General features: G+C 69.7%; 8 protein-coding genes and 2 pseudogenes. 5 read left to right on the top strand and 5 right to left on the bottom strand.

What is annotated here, in order from left to right; translation table 11 throughout:
* Positions 1-43 precede the first annotated feature (43 nt).
* From DK389_RS00335 to glgB, 4 genes and pseudogenes are all read left to right on the top strand, one after another.
* Positions 44-4,951 (top strand): annotated as a pseudogene (locus DK389_RS00335) (malto-oligosyltrehalose synthase).
* A gap of 200 nt (positions 4,952-5,151) precedes the next feature.
* Positions 5,152-8,535, top strand: coding sequence for a maltotransferase domain-containing protein (locus DK389_RS00330; protein WP_109895850.1), 3,384 nt, complete (start codon positions 5,152-5,154; stop codon positions 8,533-8,535).
* A gap of 159 nt (positions 8,536-8,694) precedes the next feature.
* Positions 8,695-11,961 carry a maltose alpha-D-glucosyltransferase gene (gene treS / locus DK389_RS00325; RefSeq protein ID WP_109886728.1) on the top strand — a complete coding sequence of 1,089 codons (3,267 nt, stop codon included), beginning with the start codon at positions 8,695-8,697 and terminating at the stop codon, positions 11,959-11,961.
* A complete protein-coding gene (glgB, locus tag DK389_RS00320) occupies positions 11,962-14,265 on the top strand; it encodes a 1,4-alpha-glucan branching protein GlgB (RefSeq protein ID WP_109886726.1) in 2,304 nt (767 codons plus the stop codon). It begins immediately after the preceding gene.
* Between the two features lie 240 nt (positions 14,266-14,505).
* Here the strand turns inward: glgB and glgA are convergent.
* Both glgA and DK389_RS00310 read right to left on the bottom strand, forming a co-directional pair.
* Positions 14,506-15,968: pseudogene (gene glgA, locus DK389_RS00315) on the bottom strand (glycogen synthase GlgA).
* Positions 15,969-16,221: 253 nt separating this feature from the next.
* Positions 16,222-17,826, bottom strand: a complete 1,605-nt coding sequence (locus tag DK389_RS00310) for an alpha-amylase family glycosyl hydrolase (RefSeq protein WP_109886724.1) — start codon at positions 17,824-17,826, stop codon at positions 16,222-16,224.
* 425 nt (positions 17,827-18,251) lie between these two features.
* Here DK389_RS00310 and DK389_RS00305 point away from each other — a divergent pair, with 425 nt between their 5' ends.
* Positions 18,252-20,648 carry a glycogen/starch/alpha-glucan phosphorylase gene (locus tag DK389_RS00305; RefSeq protein ID WP_236960491.1) on the top strand — a complete coding sequence of 799 codons (2,397 nt, stop codon included), beginning with the start codon at positions 18,252-18,254 and terminating at the stop codon, positions 20,646-20,648.
* Positions 20,649-20,726: 78 nt separating this feature from the next.
* Here the strand turns inward: DK389_RS00305 and DK389_RS00300 are convergent, their stop codons facing one another.
* From DK389_RS00300 to DK389_RS00290, 3 genes are all read right to left on the bottom strand, one after another.
* Positions 20,727-21,032: a hypothetical protein gene (locus DK389_RS00300; RefSeq protein ID WP_109886720.1), complete on the bottom strand. Its 306-nt coding sequence runs from the start codon at positions 21,030-21,032 to the stop codon at positions 20,727-20,729.
* Positions 21,033-21,149: 117 nt separating this feature from the next.
* Positions 21,150-22,082 (bottom strand): ferredoxin reductase domain-containing protein, encoded by a 933-nt coding sequence (locus DK389_RS00295; protein WP_109886719.1) that lies wholly within the window; start codon positions 22,080-22,082, stop codon positions 21,150-21,152.
* 34 nt (positions 22,083-22,116) lie between these two features.
* Positions 22,117-22,461 (bottom strand): hypothetical protein, encoded by a 345-nt coding sequence (locus tag DK389_RS00290; protein WP_109886717.1) that lies wholly within the window; start codon positions 22,459-22,461, stop codon positions 22,117-22,119.
* Between the last annotated feature and the right edge of the window lie 112 nt (positions 22,462-22,573).

The following is a 22,573-nucleotide window of genomic DNA, read 5'->3' as shown; positions in this document are numbered from 1 at the left end:
ACGCCACGTCCGACCTTCCGTTTCTCGACATGGACCTGACCCCGTGACCGGCAATCTCGAACGGCTCGCAGACCTCGTCGGCGTCGCGGCGGGCTATACGGATGCTTTCGGGCAGCGGGTCGCGACGCCGCTCGAGGCCCGTGCCGGTCTGCTCGACGCCCTCGGCTTCGCCGTCGGTGACCAGGCGGAGGTCGCCGAAAGCCTGCGCCGCGTCGAAGCCCTGCGCCGGGGCCTGATCCCGCCGCTCCTGCCCGTCGAGGCGCGTCGCGGCCACCGGGTTCCCGTGCATGCGGGGGAGGGGACGCCCGTCGAAGGGACGCTCGTCTGGCGCCTCGTCGACGAGCGGGGGCAGGCGCGCGAGGGTCGCGTGACGCTCGGCGGGACCGATCCCGCCCTGGAATTGCCGCCCCTGACGCCCGGCTATCACCACCTTGCCGTGACGCTCGGGGAGCGGAGCGCCGAATCCTGGGTCATCGCGGCGCCCCAGCGCTGCTGGCGCCCGCGCGCCTACGCCGACGAGGGCGCCCGCGACTGGGGCCTCGCCGCACAGCTCTACGGCCTGCGCTCGGTCGGCAATCTCGGCATCGGCACCTACACCGACGCGGGCCGCGCCGCGAGCGATGCGGGCCTGCGGGGTGCCTCGTTCCTGGGCCTGAGCCCGGTCCACGCCCTGTTCGAGAGCGACCGGACCAAGATCTCGCCCTACTCGCCCTCCTCGCGCCTGTTCCTGGAGACGCTGTTTATCGAGCCCGGCGCGCTGCCGGGCTTCAAGGGCTCGCGCGCCGAGACTCTCCTCGCCGAGCAGGGCAAGCGCGTCGAGGCCCTGCGGGACGCCGCCCTCGTGGACCATGCGGGGGTCTGGGAGGTGCTGTCGCCCGTGCTCCGCGCGGTGTGGGCGGATTCGCCGGCCCGCGCCGGGACCGATCCGGCCTACGACGCCTTCCGGGAGGAGGGGGGCGAGGATCTGCGCTCGCACGCCCTATTCGAGGCCCTGTCCGAGCATTTCCGGGAGCAGGGCGCCCACTGGCTCGGCGACTGGCCGGAAGCGTATCGCCGGGCCGGGACCGATGCCGTGCGCGCCTTCGCGGAGACGCAGGCCGACGCGGTCGCCTACCATGCCTGGCTGCAGTACCTCGCCGACCGGCAATTGGAGGAGGCGTCCGACGCGGCCCTCAAGGCCGGCATGCGCATCGGCCTCTACCGTGACCTCGCGGTCGGCGCCGACCGTGGCGGTTCGGAGGTCTGGTCGCATCCCGAGCGGTTCGCCAACCGCGTCTCGATCGGTGCGCCGCCGGACCTTCTCGCGCCGAAGGGCCAGGATTGGGGCCTGCCGGCCTTCGACCCGCTGGAGATGGAGCGCGATGGGCTCGCGGCCTTCCGGGCGCTGGTGCGGGCGAACATGCGCCACGCCGGCGCGATCCGCATTGACCACGCCTTCCAGCTCGCCCGGCTCTACCTGATCCCTCTGACTGGGAGCGCGCGCGAGGGCGCCTACGTCGCGATGCCGTTCGAGCCGATGCTCGCGGTCCTGCGGCTTGAGAGCCATCGCAACAAGTGCCTCGTCATCGCCGAGGATCTCGGCACGGCGCCGGAAGGGTTCTCCGACGCGCTGATGCAGGCGGGTATCCTGAGCTACCGCATCCTCGCCTTCGAGCGCGAGCACGGGGGCGGCTTCAAGGCGCCGGACGCCTACCCGCGCGACGCGCTTACCGCGATCACCACCCACGATCTGCCGACCTTCGTCGGCTGGTGGCGCGGCGTCGACACCGACACCCGTCAGTCGCTCGGCCTCTACGATTCCGACCGGGCCGATGCCGAGCGCGGTGAGCGGGTGAGCGAGCGCGCCCGCCTCACCGAGGCGCTGGCCGGCGAGCAGCTCCTGCCCTCCTACGATCCGCCGGAGGCCGCGCCCTTCGAGGCTGCCGCCCGCTACCTCGCCCGCGCGCCCGCCATGCTGACGGCCGTGCAGTACGAGGACGTGGTCTCAGAATTGAGCCAGGCGAACGTGCCCGGATCGACAGAGGGCTACCCGAATTGGCGGCGCAAGCTCGACCGCGACCTCGATTCGATCGCTGCCCCCGGTGGCCCTCTGGCCAAGCTCGCAGCCGCCCTCTCGGCGGAGGATCGCGGGCCGCGCTCCGGCGCCGCGCGTCTCGCTTCCGAGCCGCCGCGGGCGACCTACCGCCTGCAGTTCCACAAAGACTTCACCTTCGCGGAGGCCGAGGCAATCGTCCCCTACCTGGCTCGGCTCGGCATCAGCCACGTCTACGCCTCGCCGCTTCAGAAGGCCCGGCCCGGCTCGACCCACGGCTACGACATCGTCGATCACGGTGCGATCAACCCGGAACTCGGCGGCGAGACGGGCTTCGTGCGCCTGTCCGACGTGCTCCGTGCCAACGGGTTGAAGCTCCTCATCGACATCGTGCCGAACCACATGGGCGTCGGCGGCGCGGACAATCCGTGGTGGCTCTCGGTGCTCGAATGGGGCCCGCTCTCGCCCTTCGCGCACGCCTTCGACATCGATTGGGAGCGGCAGGGTGCGAACCGCAACCTCGTCATTCCCTTCCTCGGCGACCGCTACGGCGAGGCCCTGGAGCAAGGGACGCTGGAGCTGAAGTTCGACGCGACGGCCGGCGCCTTCAGCGTCTGGCACTACGAGCACCAGTTCCCGATCCGCCCGCTCAACTACCCGACGATACTCAACCGGGTGCTCGCGGCGCTCGGCGAGGTCGGCGACGACGCCTCGGGCGAATTGCTCACCATCTCCGAGCGGCTGCGCACGATGGGGGAGGAGACCGCGCGCGAGCGCCGCCTCGCCTTCCCGGAGGAGGCGGAGGGGCTGAAGCAGAGCCTCGCGATGCTGGTCCAGGGCTCCCCGCCATCCGCGACGCGGTGGAGCGCACCCTCAAGCTCCTCAACGGCTTCAAGGGCCATCCGGAGAGCTTCGGGCCGCTGCACCGGCTTCTGGAGAGCCAAGCGTACCGCCTCGCTCATTGGCGAGTGGCATCCAGCGACATCAACTACCGGCGCTTCTTCGACGTGAACTCGCTCGCGGGCCTCCGCGTCGAGAAGACGGACATCTTCCACCGCTCGCACGAGACCATCTTCCGCCACGTCCGCGAGGGCCGGATCGACGGCCTGCGCATCGACCATATCGACGGGCTCGCGGATCCGCTCGGCTACGCAAGGGCGTTACAGGCGGCCGTCGGCCCCGGATTCTATGTGGTGGTGGAGAAGATCCTGGAGCCTGGAGAGCGGCTGCGGCCGTGGCCGGTCGCCGGAACCACCGGCTACGACGTGCTGAACCAGCTCGACGGTATCCTCGTCGACAGGGAGAAGCGCACGAAGATCAAGCGCCTCTACGAATGGGCGACGGGCTTCGACGAGCCCTACGGTTTCCAGCTCCGCGCCGCCAAGTCCGAGATCCTGGAGATCAGCTTCGCGAGCGAGCTGGAGGTGCTGACCGCCGACCTCAAGGAGATCGCCGATTCCGACCGGCGCACCCGCGACTTCTCCCTCAACGCGATCCGCCGGGCGCTCATCGAGATCATCGCGCGCTTTCCCACCTACCGCAGCTATCTGCCGCCCGACCTCGACGAGAGCGACGTGGAGCCGGAGGATATTCGTCTGATCGAAGGGGCGGTCGCCAAGGCCAAGCGCTGGAGCGCGTTGCCCGACCGATCGGTGCACGATTTCGCCGCCACCGCCCTGCTCGGGCGAGTCGACACGGCGGGACCGGGCCGGCCGGACCCGCGGGTCGTGCTGCGCTTCCGCCGCCGCTTCCAGCAGCTCACCGGGCGGTGATGGCCAAGAGCCTGGAGGACACGCTCTTCTACCGCTACGCCATGCTGCTGGGACTGAATGAGGTCGGTGGCGATCCGGGCGAGTACGGGATCGCCACGGAGCATTTCCACGCGCTCCAGGCGGCGCGGGCCCGCGACTGGCCGAATGCCATGATCACCACGGCGACCCACGACACGAAGCGCGGCGAGGATGCCCGCACGCGACTCCTCGCGCTGTCGGAGATGCCGGAGGATTGGGCGCGCGCCTGGGACATCTGGCGCGAGACCGCCGGTCCCCATCTCGGCAGCCTCGATGACGAGCCTGCACCCGACGCGAACGACCAGTGGATGTTCCTGCAGGCGATCCTCGGCGCCTGGCCCCTCGAACTTCTGGAGGGCGACGACGCTGGCGGGATCGAGGATTTCCGCAAGCGCCTGATTGCCTATTCCGAGAAGGCGATGCGGGAGGGCAAGCGCCGGTCGAGCTGGGTCAACGTCGACGAGGCCTACGAGGGGGCGGTGCGCGCCCTGTTCGAGGCGATCGTCGCGCCGGGCTCGGCCTTCCTCGCGAAGCTGCGCCCCTTCGCCCGGCGCCTCGCCCATCTCGGCATGATCGCGAGCCTCGGTCGCACCGTCCTCAAGGCGACCCTGCCGGGCCTGCCCGACACCTACCAGGGTACGGAATTCTGGGACTTCTCCTTCGTCGATCCCGACAACCGCCGGCCCGTCGACTATGCGGGTCTGGCCCGGGCGCTGGAGGGGGACGGCCCGCCGCCGAGCTCCTGCCGCACTGGCAGGACGGGCAGGTGAAGCAGACCGTCCTGGCCGGCCTCCTGCGCGACAGGGCCGAGCGGGCGGGCTTCTACGCCGAGGCCGGCTACGAGCCCGTCGCAGTGAGCGGAGCCCGCGCGGATCATGTCGTCGCCTTCGCACGTTCCGATGGCACGACGGGTCCGGGCGACCTCCTCGTGGCTGTGCCCCGCCTCGTCTCGCGCCTGATCGGCGAGGGAGCGTGGACCGCCGAGGCGTTCGCCGGCACCGGACTCGACGCGCCGGGCAGCGGCGGCTGGCAGGATCTGCTGACGGGCGAGCGCCACGAGGGCGGCCGGCTGGATCTCGGGCGCCTGTTCGCGCACCTGCCCTGCGCCGTGCTGCGGCGCGTGGCTTAGACGAGGCACGATGCCGTGCCGCATCGGGCACGGGCATCGCGACAGGACCTTCTCCCGTTCGGGAGTGGGTCGGGGTGAGGGACCGGACCCGTCCGGGACGCTCGCACCCCGCACCGGGTCCGCGCAGGCGGACGATGCCCCCGATCGGGGTGGTCGCCGACACCGGACGCAACGAGACAGACGAGCAGGCCGAGGGCAGCATGAACGCACCGACCACAGCCACGGGGACCCACAAGGCGACCGGCGCGAAGGCCGTCGCGCTGCCGGCCGGGCTCGCGCCGCGGGCGGAGGGGCCGCGGATCTACAACCTGTTCCCGCTCCTCGTCGGCCGGGTCTCGGACTGGACCCGCGAGCTGCCGCGGATCGCCGGCCTCGGGTTCGACTGGATCTACCTGAACCCCTTCCACCAGACCGGCGGCTCACGCAGCCTCTACGCGGTCGCCGACACCGATGCCCTCGACGAGCGCCTGCGCGACCTCGACGGGACGCCGGACGACGAGCAGATCCGCCGCTTCTGCGAGGCCGCCCGCGCCGCGGGTCTGCGGGTGATGACGGACCTCGTCGTCAATCACACGGCCAATGACGGACGCCTCGCCCGCGAGCGGCCGGACCTCTTCGTGAAGGACGAGACCGGTGGGATCGCGAGCCCCTATGCAGTCGACCCCGACGACCCGACGAAGCGGACGGTCTGGGGGGATCTCGCGGAGCTCGACTACCATTCCGAGCACGCGCGGGGTGAGCTGACGGCGATCTGGGACGGCTACGTCGCCCGCCTGCAGGGTCTCGGCGTCGCGGGTTTCCGGTGCGATGCCGCCTACAAGGTGCCGCCCGACGTCTGGCGCGGGCTGATCGGCGGGGCGAAGGCGCGCGACCGCGCCTGCCTGTTCGCGGCCGAGACCCTCGGCTGCACCTTCGAGGAGGCACGGGCAACCGCGGGCGCCGGCTTCGACTACCTGTTCAATTCCTTCGCGTGGTGGGATCTCAAGGCATCCTGGGCACTGGAGCAGTACGAGCGGCTGCGCACCATCGCGCCCTCGATCGCCTTCCCCGAGAACCACGACATGGCCCGGCTCGCCGCCGACCTGCCGGGCGAGCCGGACGCCGTCGCGCGGGAGCTCCTCAACCGCTACGCCCTGGCGGCCTTCTTCTCCGCCGGCGTGCTGATGCCGATCGGCTACGAGTGGGGCTACCGGCGGGCGCTGCACGTGGTCGATAGCCACCCGGGCGACAGGGAGACTGAGACCGGGCTCGACATCTCCGCCGGCATCGCCGCGATCAACGCCCTGCGGGCGGAGCTGCCCGCCGCCAACGTCGAGGGCGCGCAGGCTCGGATCTCGGCGCCGGATGCCGGCTTCGTGGCCCTCGTCCGCTTCGACACGGGCCATCCGGCCTCGGCGCGCCATGCGATCATCGTCCTGTATAATTCTGGACGGCGGCCGGTTCCGGTCGACGCCGGTGCGCTCATCGCCCGCACCGGCGGGCAGCTCGGCACCTTCGTCGACCGCACGCCGCAGGCCGAGCCGATCGCCTTCCATCCGGGCTCGGCCATCGACCTCGCGCCCGGCGAGCTTCGCATCCTCGCCGCCGACCGGGCCGTCGTCGCCGCGTTGCCGAGCCGGGGCATCCCGCGGGGCGAGGGACGCGTCGTGATCGAGGCGGTGAGCCCCGAGATCGACGGCGGCCGCTCGGCCGTGAAGCGGATCGTCGGCGAGAACCTGCAGGTCGAGGCCGACATCTTCTCGGACGGGCACGAGATCATCAACGCGGCGATCCTGTCGCGGCCCGTCGGCGAGAGCGCATGGCGGCGGGATCCGATGGTCTTCATCGACAACGATCGCTGGGGCGGCCATTTCCCGCTGGAGCAGAACGGCCGCTACGAGTTCACCATCGAGGCGTGGCGGGACGGGTTCTCGTCCTGGGTGCGCGACACGCTGAAGAAGCGCGACGCCGGCATCGACGTGACGCTTGAGACGATCGAGGGCATCGCCATCGTCGAGACCGCCGCGAGCCTCGCCACGGGCCGCGACCGGGAGCGGCTCGGCGCCGTGATCTCGGCGCTCGGCGCCGAGGAGACCGGCTCGGCCGCCCAGCTCCGCCTGATCCTCGAACCCGAGACCACGAAGCTCATCCGCCGCAATGCCGAGCGGGTGAACGCCTCGCGCTACCCCGTGACGATGCCGGTGATCGCGGACCGGCTCGCGGCCCGGTTCTCGGCTTGGTACGAGATCTTCCCCCGCTCGCAATCGGGCGATCCGAACCGCCACGGCACCTTCGACGACGTGATCAGGCGACTGCCCGAGATCCGCGAACTCGGCTTCGACGTGCTCTATTTCACCCCGATCCACCCGGTCGGGCGCACCAACCGCAAGGGCAAGAACAACACCCTGAAGGCGCTCGACGGCGATGTCGGCTCCGTCTACGCGGTGGGCTCGGAGGAGGGCGGCCACGAGGCCGTGCATCCCGATCTCGGCACCTTCGCGGATTTCGAGAGGCTCGTGGCGGCGAGCCACGCCTACGGCATGGAGATCGCCCTCGATTTCGCGATTCAGTGCTCGCCCGACCATCCCTGGATCAAGGACCACCCGGAATGGTTCGAGTGGCGCCCGGACGGGACGCTCAAGTTCGCCGAGAACCCGCCGAAGAAGTACGAGGACATCTCGAACGTGCACTTCTACGGCGGCGCGCTGCCCTCCCTCTGGATCGAGCTTCGCGACATCGTGATGGGCTGGGCCGAGCGCGGCGTGCGCATCTTCCGCGTCGACAACCCGCACACCAAGCCGATCCCGTTCTGGGAGTGGATGATCGGCGAGGTGAACGGGCGCTATCCCGATGTGATCTTCCTGGCCGAGGCCTTCACGCGGCCGAAGATGATGAAGAAGCTCGCCAAGGCCGGCTATCAGCAGAGCTACACCTACTTCACGTGGCGGAACACGAAGCAGGAGCTGATCGACTACGCCCTCGAGCTCGCGGGCGAGATGGGCGAGTATTACCGGCCGAACTTCTTCGCCAACACGCCGGACATCAACCCGTATTATCTCCAGACGAGCGGCCGGCCGGGCTTCATCGTGCGGGCGACGCTGGCAGCGACCCTCTCGTCGGTCTACGGCATCTACAACGGCTTCGAACTGTGCGAAGCTGCGCCCTATCCGGGCAAGGAGGAATATCTCAACTCCGAGAAGTACGAGCTGAAGGCTTGGGACTACGACCGGCCCGGCAACATCCGTGAGCACATCGTCAAGCTCAACCGCATCCGCCGCGACAACCCCGCCCTGTGGGACTTCCGGAACGTCGTCTTTACCGGCGCCTTCAACGATCAGATCATCGCCTACGCCAAGATGTCGCCGGAGGGCGACAATTGCATCTTCGTGATGGTCAACCTCGACCCGAAGAACCGCCAGGAATGCACCTACGAGGTGCCGCTCTGGCTGTTCGGCCAGGGCGACCACGGGGCGGTGGCGGTGGAGGATCTGCTGCAGGGCTACACGTTCGAGCTCTACGGCAAGTCCCACCGGATCGCCCTCGATCCGGCCGAGCGTTCCTGCCTCATCTGGCGCCTGAGCCTGCCGCGGCGGGTTGCGGAATGAGAGCGTCGGTGTAACGAGATCGCGGCCGCGCGGCGCCCGCCGTCGCGCTGTCGCCAAGATGATGGGGTCGAACACCCCACCGAACGTTCACGGACCGACCGACCCCGTCGTGCGGCAGCCAGCGAACGCCCCCGTATCGTTTCATGAGGCAGCGACGCGATGATCGATCGCAGCGATCCGCAGTGGTACCGTGACGCCATCATCTACCAGATCCACGTCAAGTCGTTCTTCGACTCGAACAACGATGGAATCGGCGATTTCGAGGGGCTGACCGAGAAGCTCGACTACGTGCGCGACCTCGGCGTCACCGCGATCTGGCTGATGCCGTTCTACCCGTCCCCCCTGCGTGACGACGGCTACGACATCGCCGATTACCGCGACATCAACGCCTCCTACGGCGACATGGACGCGTTCCGGCGCTTCGTGGAGGCCGCCCACGAGCGGGGCCTTCGCGTCATCACCGAGCTCGTCATCAACCACACCTCGGACCAGCATCCCTGGTTCCAGCGCGCCCGCGAGGCGCCTCCTGGGAGCCCGGAGCGCGACTTCTACGTCTGGTCGGACACCGACGAGCCCTACGCCGACACGCGCATCATCTTCCTCGACACGGAAGCCTCGAACTGGACCTGGGACCCGGTCGCCAAACAGTATTTCTGGCACCGCTTCTACTCGCACCAGCCGGACCTCAACTTCGACAACCCGAAGGTGCTGGAGGCCGTCATCGAGGTGATGCGCTACTGGCTCGACATGGGCGTCGACGGGCTTCGCCTCGACGCGATTCCCTACCTGATCGAGCGTGACGGCACGAATTGCGAGAACCTCGCCGAGACGCACACGGTCATCAAGAAGATCCGCGCGGCGCTGGACGCGAGCTACCCTGACCGGATGCTGCTCGCCGAGGCCAACCAGTGGCCCGAGGAGACGGCGCAGTATTTCGGCGACGGGGACGAATGCCACATGGCGTTCCACTTCCCGCTGATGCCGCGCATGTACATGGCCATCGCCCGCGAGGACCGGCACCCGATCACCGACATCATGCGCCAGACTCCGGAGATCCCGGAGGGCTGCCAGTGGGCGATCTTCCTGCGCAACCACGACGAGCTGACGCTGGAGATGGTCACCGCCGAGGAGCGCGACTATCTCTGGTCGTTCTACGCCGCCGAGCGCCGCGCCCGCATCAATCTCGGCATCCGCCGCCGCCTCGCGCCGCTGCTCGAGAACGACCGGCGCAAGATCGAGCTGATGAAGTCCCTCGTCTTGTCGATGCCGGGCACGCCCGTGCTCTATTACGGCGACGAGATCGGGATGGGCGACAACATCTACCTCGGCGACCGCGACGGTGTGCGCACGCCGATGCAGTGGGGACCGGACCGCAACGGCGGCTTCTCGCGGGCGAACCCGCAGAAGCTGTTCCTGCCCGCCATCCAGGACCCGATCTACGGGTTCGACGCGATCAACGTCGAGGCGCAGACCCAGGCGCAGACGAGCCTGCTGAACTGGACGCGGCGCATGATCGCGATCCGCAACAACAGCGTCGCGCTCGGCCGCGGCACCATGCAGTTCCTCTATCCCTCGAACCGCAAGGTGCTGGCCTGGATCCGCGAGTTCGAGGGCGAGCGCGTGCTGTGCGTCGCCAACCTCTCTCGCGCGCCCCAGGCCGTGCAGCTCGACCTCTCGGAGCTGCGCAGCGCCGTGCCGATCGAGCTGACCGGCGGCACAGAGTTCCCGCCCATCGGCGAGCTTCCCTACCTGCTGACCCTGCCGTCCTACGGCTTCTACTGGTTCACCCTGAGCGCGGCGAATACCGGCGCGGTCGGGCCCCAGCCCGAGGCGCCGGAATTGTTCACCCTCGTGCTCACCGGCGGCATCGAGACCCTGATGGCGGGGCGCGAGCGCACCGCCTTCGAGCGCACGGTGGTGCCACCCTTCCTGGCGAGCCGCCGCTGGTTCGGCGCCAAGGGCTCGCGCATCAAGGCCGTGCAGGTCACGGATTCCGCGGCCCTCAAGGACGGGGCGGGCGATGCCAGATTCCTGCTGCCGCGGGTCGCCGTGCAGCTCTCAAGCGGCGAGCGGCACGAGTACTTCGTGCCCGTCGGCGTCGACGAGGGTCGCGAGGACGAGGCGCTGATGCCGCACGCGGTCGCGCGCGTCCGCCGCGGCCCGCGCCTCGGCCTCCTCTACGGCGCGGCCGCCTCGCCGGCCTTCGCGATCAGCCTCATCGAGAGCATGCGGGCCGGCCGCGAGATCGCGACGGAGACGGGGAGCCTCGTCTTCGCGGCGACCTCCGCCTTCGACCGCGAGCTGCCTTTCGAGGAGGGGGAGGTGCGCCGCCTCTCGGCGGAGCAGAGCAACACCTCGATCGCCATCGGCGCTAAGATGATGCTGAAGCTGTTGCGCCGCCTCCAGCCCGGCACCCACCCGGAGATTGAGGTCGGGCGCTTCCTAACCGAGAAGGCGCATTTCGCCAACACCCCGGCGCTGCTCGGCACCCTGGAGCACGTGGCGGCGGACGGAACCCGTACGGCGCTGGCGCTCCTGCAGCGCTACGTGCTCAACCAGGGCGATGCCTGGACCTTGATGCTGGAGGGCCTGCGCCGCGACTTCGACACCGTGGTGCTCGCGCCCGAGAGCGAGGCGCCGACGCCGGACGAGGCCTTCAACGCCCATCTGCGCTGGGCCGACCTCCTCGGTCGCCGCACGGCCGAGATGCACAATGCCTTCGCGATGGAGACGGACGATGTGGCGTTCGCGGCGGAGCCCTTCACGAGCGAGGATCTCGACGTTCTCGGCCGCGACGCCCGCCATCAGGCCGAGCGCGCCTTCCGCGGGCTCTCTGCGATGGCCGAGCGCGGCCTCGATTCCGGCCGTCCCGCGAGCGCGGCGCTCGCCGCGCGCCGCGGCGAGGTCGAGGGGCTGATCGAGCGGCTGACGGCCGAGGCGCCGAGGGGTGCCTGGAAGACCCGCATCCACGGCGACTACCATCTCGGTCAGGTGCTCGCCTCCGAGGGAGACCTCGTGATCGTGGATTTCGAGGGCGAGCCCTCGCGTCCGGCGGACGAGCGCCGCGCCAAGTCGACGCCCTTGCGGGACGTCGCCGGCATGCTGCGCTCCTTCGCCTACGGCGCCGAGACCGTCACCCGCGAGATCGCGAGCCGCTTCGCCGATTCGGAGGAGCGCGCCCGCAACGCCTCGATCGCATGGCGCGGCATGATCGATGCAGCCTTCCTGGAGGGCTACGAGACCGCCGTGCGCGCGAGCCGTGCCGCCGTGACCGACCCCGAGACCCACGCGCGGCTGCTGCGGCTCTGCGTCCTCACCAAGGCGCTCTACGAGGTCGACTACGAGGCGAACAACCGGCCGGACTGGATCGAAATCCCGGCCCGTGGGGTTCTCAACATTCTGGACGAAGCCAAGAGAGGCATGTGAATGACGGGCATCGACGAGACCTTCGCAACCAAGGCCGCTCAATCATCGGGCACGCCTCGTCCGGCCGAGGTCCCGCCGTCCGCCCCGAAATCCGCGCCGCAGGCCGATGAGGGCCGGACGGTCCACAAGGACGCCATCGCCGCCGTGATGGCGGCCAACCACGGCGACGCCTTCGCCGTGCTCGGTCCGCATCAGGTCGGCCCCAAGGCCTGGGAGGTGCGCGCCGTGCTGCCCGAGGCGAAGGGCGCGACGCTCCTCGTCGGCGACGCGCGCATCGCCTTCGAGCGCCGCCACCCGGACGGGTTCTTCGTCGCCAAGGTCCCGAGCGAGGGTCGCCCCCTCTACGAGATCGAGGTGGAGACCTGGGACGGGGCCAAGCAGCGCCGCCATGATCCCTTCAGCTTCGGCTCCTCGCTGGAGCAGCACGACGTCAATGCGCTCCGCGAGGTCGGCACCAACGTGGTCTACCGGGTGCTCGGCGCGCAGGCCGGCAAGCTCGACGGCGTCGACGGCTTCCGCTTCGCGGTCTGGGCTCCGAACGCGAAGCGCGTCAGCGTCGTCGGCGAGTTCAACGATTGGGACGGGCGCCGCCACCCGATGCGCCTGTGGCGCGACGGCGGCATCTGGGAACTGTTCGTCCCGGGCCTCAAGGCCGGCGCGACCTACAAATACGAGGTACGCGGGCCGGACGGGGGCCTCCTGCCGCTGAAGGCCGACCCCGTCGCGTTCGCGGCCCAGCAGCCGCCGGAGACCGCCTCCGTGCTGCACGGCCTCGGCGAGCCCGCCTGGCGCGACGCGGCGTGGATGGAGGGTCGCGGCCGGAAGGACCCGCGCCACGCGGCGATCTCGATCTATGAGGTCCATCTCGGCTCGTGGGCGCGGGTACCCGACGAGGGCAACCGCTACCTCACCTACAAGGAATTCGCGGCCCGCCTCGTCCCCTACGTCAAGGAGATGGGCTTCACTCATATCGAGCTCCTGCCGATCACCGAGCACCCGTTCGACGGGTCCTGGGGCTATCAGCCCGTCTCGCTCTTCGCGCCGACGAGCCGCTTCGGCCCACCGGACGATTTCGTCCATTTCGTCAACGCGGCGCACGAGGCCGGAATCGGCGTCATGCTCGACTGGGTGCCGGGCCACTTTCCCCTGGACGCGCACGGGCTCGGGCAATTCGACGGCACGCATCTCTATGAGCACGCTGACCCGCGCCAGGGCTTTCATCAGGATTGGGGCACCTACATTTACAATTTTGGGCGCACCGAAGTCTCGACCTTCCTGGCCGCCAACGCCCGCTTCTGGCTGGAGCACTACCACCTCGACGGCTTGCGCGTGGATGCGGTCGCCTCGATGCTCTACCTCGACTACTCGCGCCGGGCGGGCGAGTGGATCCCGAACCAGTACGGCGGCAACGAGAATCTCGACGCCATCCATTTCCTGCGCAAGACCAACGAGGCGACCTACTCCCACGCCCCCGGCACGATCACGGTTGCGGAAGAATCGACCTCCTGGCCCGGCGTCTCGCACCCGACCTACACGGGCGGCCTCGGCTTCGGTTTCAAGTGGAACATGGGGTGGATGCACGACACCCTGCAATTCATCTCGAAGGAGCCGATCCACCGGCGCTACCACCATCACGACCTGACCTTCGGCCTGCTCTACGCCTTCTCCGAGAACTTCATCCTGCCGCTCTCCCACGACGAGGTGGTGCACGGGAAGGGCTCGATGCTCGGCAAGATGCCGGGCGACCGCTGGCAGAAATTCGCGAACCTTCGCGCCTATTACGGCTTCATGTGGGGCCATCCGGGCAAGAAGCTGCTCTTCATGGGCGGCGAGTTCGGCCAGGAGCGCGAGTGGAACCACAACCAGTCCCTCGACTGGCACCTGCTCGATGACCCCCAGCACAGGGGCGTCAAGGACGTGATCCGCGACCTGAACCACCTCTACGCGTCGACGCCGGCCCTCCACAGCCGCGACGTCGAGGCCGGTGGCTTCCAGTGGCTGGTGGCGGACGACCAGGACAACAGCGTGATCGCCTGGGCGCGCAAGGGCAAGCAGCCGAACGAGATCGCGATCGTCGTCTCGAACTTCACCCCCGTGCCGCGCGAAGGCTACCGCATCGGCGTGCCGGCGCCCGGCTTCTACCGGGAGGCGTTCAACTCCGACGCCGAAGGCTACGGCGGCACGAACGTCGGCAACATGGGCGGCCTCCACGCCGAGGCGAACGAGAGCCACGGACAGGCCCAATCGCTCTGCCTGAGGCTGCCGCCCCTCGCGACGATGATCTTCGTGCTGGACGCTGCGTAGGTCGGACCGGTCGTGCCGGGCGGTCACAGGGCGCCCGGACGCTCTTCAGAAATCGCGCTACCTCGGTGCTGAGATGCATGCGTTGGCGCGACAGGTTCGAGGTCGAGGTGAGGGCCCGCCCCATCGACGGACGATCGATCCCAGCGCGGCGCTGCCTCGGCGATCCGCCGCGAGAGCCGTGTCGATTGTCGCGTCCCGGTCGCGGACCCGCCAGCGGTTCGAGGCGCGGCCGATCCCTCTCTAGGCCGCGCGCCAGCGCACGGCCGCGTTGTTCCCAAAGGCCCGCGTGTAGAGCGAGGTATAGCTCGCGGCCGCTTCGTCCCAGCCGAACGTCTTCGCCATCGCGTTGCGGCGCATGGCGTTGAGGCGCTTCTTCTCGCCGAACGTGTCGAGGGCACGCCGGACGGCGCCGAGGAAGCCCTTCGGCGACGAGTCGGCGAAGGTGAATCCCGTCACCCCGTCCTCGACGGTGTCGGCGAGGCCGCCCGTGCGCCGGACGATCGGCAGGGAACCGAAGCGCTGGGCGTACATCTGCGCCAGACCGCAGGGTTCGAAGCGCGAGGGCATCAGCAGGAAGTCGCTGCCGGCGAACATGCGGCGGGCATCTGTCTCCGCGAAGCCGACATGGACGCCGACCGCGTCAGGGTGGCGGCGGGCGAGGCCGCGCAGGGCTTCCTCGAAGCGGCTCTCGCCCTGGCCGATCACCACGAGTTGGCCGCCCTCGGCGACGATGGTCTCGGCGGCCTGGATCGAGAGGTCGATGCCCTTCTGGTGCACGAGGCGCGAGACGATGGCGAAGAGGGGGCCCCGCGAGAGGGCGAGCCCGAACTGGCTCCGGACGGATTCCGCGTTGGCGCGCTTGCCCTTCCAGTCGTCGGCCTCGAAGCGGGTGGCGAGGTGCGGGTCGGTGCGCGGGTCCCAGCTCTCGTCGATGCCGTTGAGGATGCCGGTGAGGCGGCCCTGGCCGGCGCGGGTGCGCAGGAGCCCGTCGAGTCCGCAGCCGGATTCGGGGTCATGATCTCGCGGGCATAGGTCTCGCTCACGGTGGTCACGTGCGAGGCGTAGTAGAGGCCGGCCTTGAGGAAGGAGAGCTGCCCGTAGAACTCGACGCCGTCAATCTGGAAGGCGTGCTCCGGCACGCCAAGGCGGGCGAGATTGTCCCGCGGAAACAGGCCTTGATAGGCGAGGTTGTGGATCGTCAGGACGCTCGGCACCCGGACGTGGCGCCACGCGAGATAGGCCGGGGCGAGCGCCGCCTGCCAGTCGTTCAGGTGGAGGAGGTCAGCCGCCCAGGCGGGGTCAGCACCGAGCGCGATCTCGGCCGCCGCGAGGCTGAGCCGGGCGAAGCGCAGATCGTTGTCGGGAAAGTCGCCGGCCACGTTGCCGTAGGGGGTGCCGTCGCGGTCGTAGAGGTCGGGGGCGAGCAGGACGTAGATGCGCATCCCGTCGCCGGTCTCGACGAGGCCGAGGTCGCAGGGCGGTACCCCGGCTTGGGCCTCAAGGCGGGCCACGACCGGGATCTCCGCGAAGGCATCGACCACCGGCCGGTAGCCGGGAATGAGCACGCGGACATCGAAATGGCTGCGCAACGCCCGCGGCAACGCGCCCGCCACTTCGCCGAGGCCGCCGGTCTTCACGAAATCTGCCATCTCGGGCGTGGCGTAGAGGATGCGTGGCTGGAGCGAGGTCCGAAGCTCCGGCATCGCGCTGCGAAGATGGACTGGCGGAACCGGCGCTCCGAGCCTTGGGGCGTCCATCGAACCGGCATAGGCCATCACCGCGTCCCCACCACGTCGAGCGATGTGCTCGTGACGGGCACTGGTGCCCATAACCGCAATCGTCATCGTGAACGTTCCGTGCCGCGCTGGTTCCGCTGCGATGCACAAGTCAGGCCACGCATAAGGTTAACATTTCCCTGCGGGCAAGGGGCGTTGACGCCGCATTGCAGCAACAGGATCACGCGCTGAGCAGAAGGAGCAGCCCTTCGGCCGGGCCGAGCGCCGCGCTGCCAAGGACATGCGCACCCGCACGGCCCGTGCGGCTCGACAGGAGTACCGTCCAGGCAGTGCCCTCCGGCAAGGCCACATCACATGCCTGCGCGCCGAAATTGAGGATCACGCGGATCGTGGTCGATCCCTCGAAGCGCTCGTAGGCGAAGACATCTGCGCTCCCGGCCGGGACCGTCCGGTACCCGCCCACTGAGAGGGCTGTGTACTCTCGGCGCAGGCCGAGAAGGCGGCGGTAGAGCGTCAGGATCGAGTCGCCGGCGTCGCGCATCTCCTCGACGTTGCGGGCAGCGGCGTCCGCCGAAAGCGGCAGCCAGGGCTCGACGGTCGAGAAGCCGGCCTGGGGGCCGTCGTCCCACTGCATCGGCGTCCGCTCCGGGTCGCGCCCGTGCCCCGGCTCGTTGATCTCCCAGGGATCCTGCACGCGCTCGGGCGGGATCGAAACGTGGTCGAGGCCGATCTCGTCACCGTAGTAGAGCGTCGGCGTGCCGCGCAGCGTCAGCAGCAGCATCGCGGCGATCCGCGCCTGCGGCAGGCCGATGCGGGCGGCGATGCGGGGTTGGTCGTGGTTGCCGAGCACCCAGTTCGGCCAGCCGCCGGGAGGAAGCGCCGCCTCGTAATTCTCCACGAGATCGGCCACCGCGTCGGCGCGCCAGGGCGTCTGGATCAGCTGGAAATTGAAGGGCAGGTCGGCACAGTCGAGGTCCGGGCCGTAATAGGCCACGAGCCGCTCCATCGGCAGGTAGATCTCGCCGATCAGCACCCGATCGCCGTAGGGCGCCAGCACGCGCCGCATCTCGGCGATCACGTCGAACACCTCCGGCCGGTCGGCGGAATAGACTTGGTCGAAGCGGTTGATCTCGGGCTGATGAGGGAGAAAGTCCGGGTTCTCTGGATTGTCGCGGAAGCCGGCGTCCTTGATCAGGTGCCAGATCACGTCGACGCGGAAGCCGTCGACACCCCGCTCCAGCCAGAAGCGCAGCACGTCGTGCATCGCCGCCCGCACCGCGGGGTTGCGCCAGTTCAGGTCCGGCTGCTCGCGCAAGAAGGCGTGGTAATAGTACTGGCCGGTCGCCTCGTCCAAGGTCCAGGCCGGGCCACCGAAATTGCTGAGCCAGTTGTTGGGCGGTCCACCGTCCGGGGCGGGATCGCGCCAGATGTACCAGTCGCGTCGGGGATTGTGGCGGGAGGCCCGCGCCTCGGCGAACCAGGGATGCGCGATCGAGGTGTGGTTCGGGACGAAGTCGAGGATCACCTTGAGGCGGCGCCGGTGGGCTTCGGCCACGAGTTCGTCGAAATCCGCGAGCGTCCCGAAGATCGGATCGATCCCGCAGTAATCGGCCACGTCGTAGCCGAAATCCGCCATCGGCGAGGGGTAGATCGGCGAGATCCAGAGCGCATCGACCCCGAGCCAGGCGATGTAGTCGAGTCGACTGGTGATGCCGCGCAGGTCGCCGATCCCGTCGCCGTTCGAATCCTGGAACGAGCGCGGATAGACCTGATAGACGGTGCCGCTCTTCCACCAGACCGCAGGGCTGCAGACGGTGCCGCTCATGCGTCGTCTCTCCTCAAAGCCGCTGCGCGCCCGCCGGAGTTTGCCTCATTCAGCTTCTCTTCAAGACCGGCGCGCCAAATTGATGACGGGTTTTGCGGGCAGACTGCGATCTGTGTCCGCGCGGTCACAGGCGCGGGGCAGGCCGCGTACCGCCGCGGGCGGATGCCGCTCCGGCACTCGACAGAAATGCCGCGCGGACTCACGATGACTGGTTCCACATCCCGGGCCGAACACCGCCGGAAGAAGCGGACGAAGCCCGGACTGGATGCTCGAAGAGCATCCGCCAAATGGGGGTTTCCCGTGCTGAACGACCTTCTGACCGCTCCCGACAAGGCCGAGGACAAGACCGCCATGTCCTCCAGCCCCGGGAAGCGCCGGCGTGGAGCGCACCTGCCCGGACCGCCTCCGGCGACGCGGTGGCGGACATGCGCGAGGCGATCCTCGCCAAGCTCGCCTACGTGATCGGCAAGAGCCCGACGACCGCCCGCGAGCGCGACTGGTTCGCGGCGACCGCCCTGGCGCTGCGCGACCGGGTCGTCGACGCCTGCATGGGCGCGGGCCGGACGGTCCCGAACAAGCGCGTCTACTACCTCTCTCTCGAGTTCCTGATCGGGCGTCTGCTGTCCGACGCCATGAACAATCTCGGCCTCGTCGAGACCACGCGGGCGGCGCTCGCCGAGCTCGGCATCGATCTCGGCACCGTCGAGGGCGCGGAGCCCGACGCCGCGCTCGGGAATGGCGGCCTCGGCCGGCTGGCCGCCTGCTTCATGGAGAGCATGGCGAGCATTGGGATTCCGGCGATCGGCTACGGCATCCGCTACGATCACGGCCTGTTCCGGCAATCGCTGGAGGATGGCTGGCAGCGCGAGACGCCGGAGACCTGGCTCGCCGAGGGCAACCCGTGGGAGTTCGTTCGCCCGGAGGCCACCTATACCGTGGGCTTCGGAGGCCACGTCACCATGTCGGCGGTGTCCGAGGGCGTGATCCGGCGCCAGTGGCACCCGGCCGAGACGGTGCGGGCGGTCGCCCACGATGTTCCGGTCGTCGGCTGGCGGGGTGCGCATGTCAACACCCTGCGCCTGTGGAAGGCGGAGGCTGAGGCGCCGGTCGATCTCGGCCAGTTCAACGGCGGCGACCATGTCGGCGCTGTGTCAAGCCGCTCGCGGGCGGAGGCGATCTCGCGGGTGCTCTATCCGAGCGACTCGTCGATGGCCGGCCAGGAGCTCCGCCTGCGCCAGGAATACTTCTTCACCTCGGCCTCGCTCCAGGACCTCCTCCGCCGCCACGTGGCGGAGCGCGGCGACGTGCGCAGCCTGCACGACCACGCCGCGATCCAGCTCAACGATACCCATCCGGCGATCGCCGTTCCCGAGCTGATGCGGCTCCTCCTGGAGGATCACCAGCTCAGCTGGGAAGATGCCTGGCACGTCACCAGCAACACCCTCCACTACACGAACCACACCCTTCTTCCCGAGGCTCTGGAGACCTGGCCGGTGGAGCTGATGGAGCGGCTGCTGCCGCGCCACATGCAGATCATCTACCTCATCAACTGGATGCACCTGGAGGAGCAGGGCAAGGTCGGGCGCCACGATGCGGCGCACCTCGCCGCCGTCTCCCTCATCGACGAGAGCCACGGGCGACGCGTGCGCATGGGCCATCTCGCCTTCCACGGGGCGCGCCGGGTCAACGGCGTCTCCGCGCTGCACACGGAGCTGATGCGCTCCACCGTGTTCCGGGACCTGCACGCGCTCGAGCCCGAGAAGATCGTCAACAAGACGAACGGCATCACCTTCCGGCGCTGGTTCCACAACGCAAATCCGGGCCTGACGACGCTCGCCGTCGAGGCGGTGGGCGCGCGCGTCCTCGATGATCCGGAGGCGCTGCGCGGCCTCGAGGCCTTCGCGACCGACGCGAGCTTCGTGGCGCGCTACGCCGCCATGCGCGGGGCGCGCAAGGAGGCGCTCGCCCAAATCGTGGCCGACCGCACGGGCATCGACATCGACCCGTCAGCGCTGTTCGACGTGCAGGTCAAGCGCATCCACGAGTACAAGCGCCAGCTCCTCAACGTCATCGAGACGGTGGCGCTCTATCAGGCGATCAAGGCGGAGCCGCACCGGGACTGGACGCCGCGCGTCAAGATCTTCGGGGGCAAGGCGGCGCCGAGCTACACCCAGGCAAAGCTCATCATCAAGCTCGCCTGCGACGTGGCGAAGGCCGTCAACGACGATCCGGAGGTGGCCGGCCGCCTCAAGGTCGTGTTCATGCCAAACTACTCGGTGAGCCTTGCCGAGGCGATCATCCCGGCGGCCGACCTCTCCGAGCAGATCTCGACGGCCGGCATGGAGGCGTCAGGCACCGGCAACATGAAGTTCGCCCTCAACGGCGCGCTGACGGTCGGCACCCTCGACGGCGCCAACATCGAGATTCGCCAGCATGTCGGCCCGGAGAACATCTTCATCTTCGGCCTCGACGCGGCCGGCGTGCAGGCGCGCATGGCGACTCCGAACTACGCCCGCGACGCGATCTGGGCGTCCCCACGCCTCGCCGCCGCCCTCGACATGATCGCCTCGGGCCGGTTCTCGCCCGAGGAGCCGAACCGGTTCCGGCCGCTCGTCGACGACCTGCGCCACCGCGACCAGTACCTGCTGACCGTCGATTTCGACGATTACTGGCGGGTGCAACGCGAGATCGACGCCGCCTGGAACGATCCGGCTGGCTGGTGGCGCATGGCGATCCTCAACACGGCCCGGATGGCCTGGTTCTCCTCCGACCGCTCAATGCGGGAATACGCCGAGGAGATCTGGCGGGTGAAGCTCGGCTGAGCCGGCGGCCCATCGCGGCGCATCTGCGCCTCGCCGGTCAGGCGCGTCGCCTCGTCCCGAGGTTGCCGGCCGGTATGCTCAGTGAAGGGTGAGCCCCTCGGACGGGGCCCCCTCGATCGCGGCGACCCTACGGCCGACCAGGTACAGGGCAGTCCGGATCAGGGTGTCGACGGCCGGGTCACCGTAGGCGGCGCTGTGCTCGCAGGCGTAGGCCAGCCCGTCGATGACGCCCTCGACCGGTTCGACGGGTTGCGTGATGAGCAGGCTCTCCAGCGCCAGCCTGCCCGCCGCGTTCCGCGCCTCGGCCCGCGTGGCAAGTTCGCGCGACGTCTGCACGGTCGCGCGAAGCGTCTCGGCGAGCGCCCGCAGATCCGCTACGAGCAACCGTGTCCGTCGGGCTTCCGAGTGATCGAACGGCATGCGGAGCCTACCCGTCGCCGGGTCCGAATGGTGCCCCGGCTTGGCCGTAGGGTCAATCGCACGCAATCGATCGTGACGGCGTCACGTCTCCGGCACGAGGAGCGGGTAGCAGCGCGCGCCGGCGGCGGCGGCCAGCACCTCGACCGCGCCGACGGTCGAGGCCGAGCCCGCCACGTGCACCACGTCGGTGGTTCGCAGCGGCGGCACATGGGCGGTGAGGGGGCCCGGCCGAACGTCGGGCGGGCGCTGGCGGCTTCGGTCGGCCACGAGGGTGATCCGGCCGATGCCGGTGGCGCGCAGCCAGTCGAGGGCGGGGCGCATGTAGAGGTCGAGCGGGTCGCGGGCGCCGACAAGGACCGCCATGTCCCGCGCCGGTTCGACGTAGCGGGCAGCCCGCGCCACCGACCAGACCGGCGCGAAGCCGGTGCCGTCCGAGACGAGGATCAGGCGCCCGCCGCCGGGCCGGTACTGGGCGCGGCCGACGGGGCCCCGAACCTTGGCGGCGGTTCCGACAGCGAGGGAGGCCGCGAGGCCGGGCGCGGCGGGATCCTGCGGCAGGTGGAAGACGAGTTCGTTCAGCTCCGCGGAGCCGTCCACGCGCAGCGTCGGGCAGAGCGTCAGCGGCTCCAGGCCCTCGAGGGCGAGGACGACCTGATGGCCGGGCTCGAGGGGAAGGCGTCGGGTTACCGTGACGACGACCTCGATCGCGTGGGGCGAGAGGGCGCGCACGTCGGTGATCGAACCCGTCCGCTTGACCGGCGCGGCGGCCCGGGTCTCCGGCAGGACGATCGCGGGCTGCGGTCGCGGCAGCGGCAGCTTCGCCATGTCGGGCCGATGGCCGCGACCGGGCAGGCGCCGAGCGGCCGGCGCGGCTGCCTGGCCGGGCGCGCCGGCCCCATGCACCCCTTGGGCGGGTGCGATCATCCCCTCGGCGAGCGCGGCCTCCAGCGGCGTGTCGCCGGTGGAGACACGCACGGACTTGCCGTTGACGACGAGTGAGCAGCGGGCGCTCATGGTCGTCTCCTGAATCTTGAGCGTGGGGTGCGGGTCAGCGCGGCGCGTTGAGGAGCCCGTCGACGAGGGTCGCCCAGCGGTCGCGGACCGCCCGGGCCTCGGCGCCGACCGGCTCGGCGCCGACGACGCCGTCGACCGTCGCGCGGAGCTTGGCGGTCTCGCGCCGCTCGGCCTCCAGCACCGCCTTCATCACGGTCATCTCGGCCCGCAAGCGGGTGAGGTCGCTGGCTTCGTCCGGGCCCTCGTCCGCTTCCTGCACCGGCGGCGGTACGGGCGCCGACGCGTTCCGCGCGACGTCGAGGCGGATCGGCCGGGCGATCAGCCGCCGCACGAGGTCGGACCCGCCGCCATCACGTACCCGCCGCGCCGCATCGGCCATCACGCATCTCCCAACGGGCCGGGCTCCGCGCGAGGGTGCCACGACCGAACCTGCGAGGCAGTCTTGGTCGATCATGGTTAAGGGAGGCTTAAATGCTTCCCCGAAGACGCCT

This window comes from Methylobacterium durans, assembly GCF_003173715.1.
Taxonomy (GTDB): domain Bacteria; phylum Pseudomonadota; class Alphaproteobacteria; order Rhizobiales; family Beijerinckiaceae; genus Methylobacterium; species Methylobacterium durans.
This window is presented reverse-complemented; position numbering and strand designations above follow the sequence as displayed.

Excerpts from the sequence above, each read along its gene's own strand:
- DK389_RS00305 (WP_236960491.1), top strand. The coding sequence starts at position 18,252 with ATGCGCGAGGCGATCCTCGCCAAGCTCGCCTACGTGATCGGCAAGAGC.
- DK389_RS00290 (WP_109886717.1), bottom strand. The coding sequence starts at position 22,461 with ATGGCCGATGCGGCGCGGCGGGTACGTGATGGCGGCGGGTCCGACCTC.
- DK389_RS00295 (WP_109886719.1), bottom strand. The coding sequence starts at position 22,082 with ATGAGCGCCCGCTGCTCACTCGTCGTCAACGGCAAGTCCGTGCGTGTC.
- DK389_RS00330 (WP_109895850.1), top strand. The coding sequence starts at position 5,152 with ATGAACGCACCGACCACAGCCACGGGGACCCACAAGGCGACCGGCGCG.
- treS (WP_109886728.1), top strand. The coding sequence starts at position 8,695 with ATGATCGATCGCAGCGATCCGCAGTGGTACCGTGACGCCATCATCTAC.
- DK389_RS00310 (WP_109886724.1), bottom strand. The coding sequence starts at position 17,826 with ATGAGCGGCACCGTCTGCAGCCCTGCGGTCTGGTGGAAGAGCGGCACC.
- glgB (WP_109886726.1), top strand. The coding sequence starts at position 11,962 with ATGACGGGCATCGACGAGACCTTCGCAACCAAGGCCGCTCAATCATCG.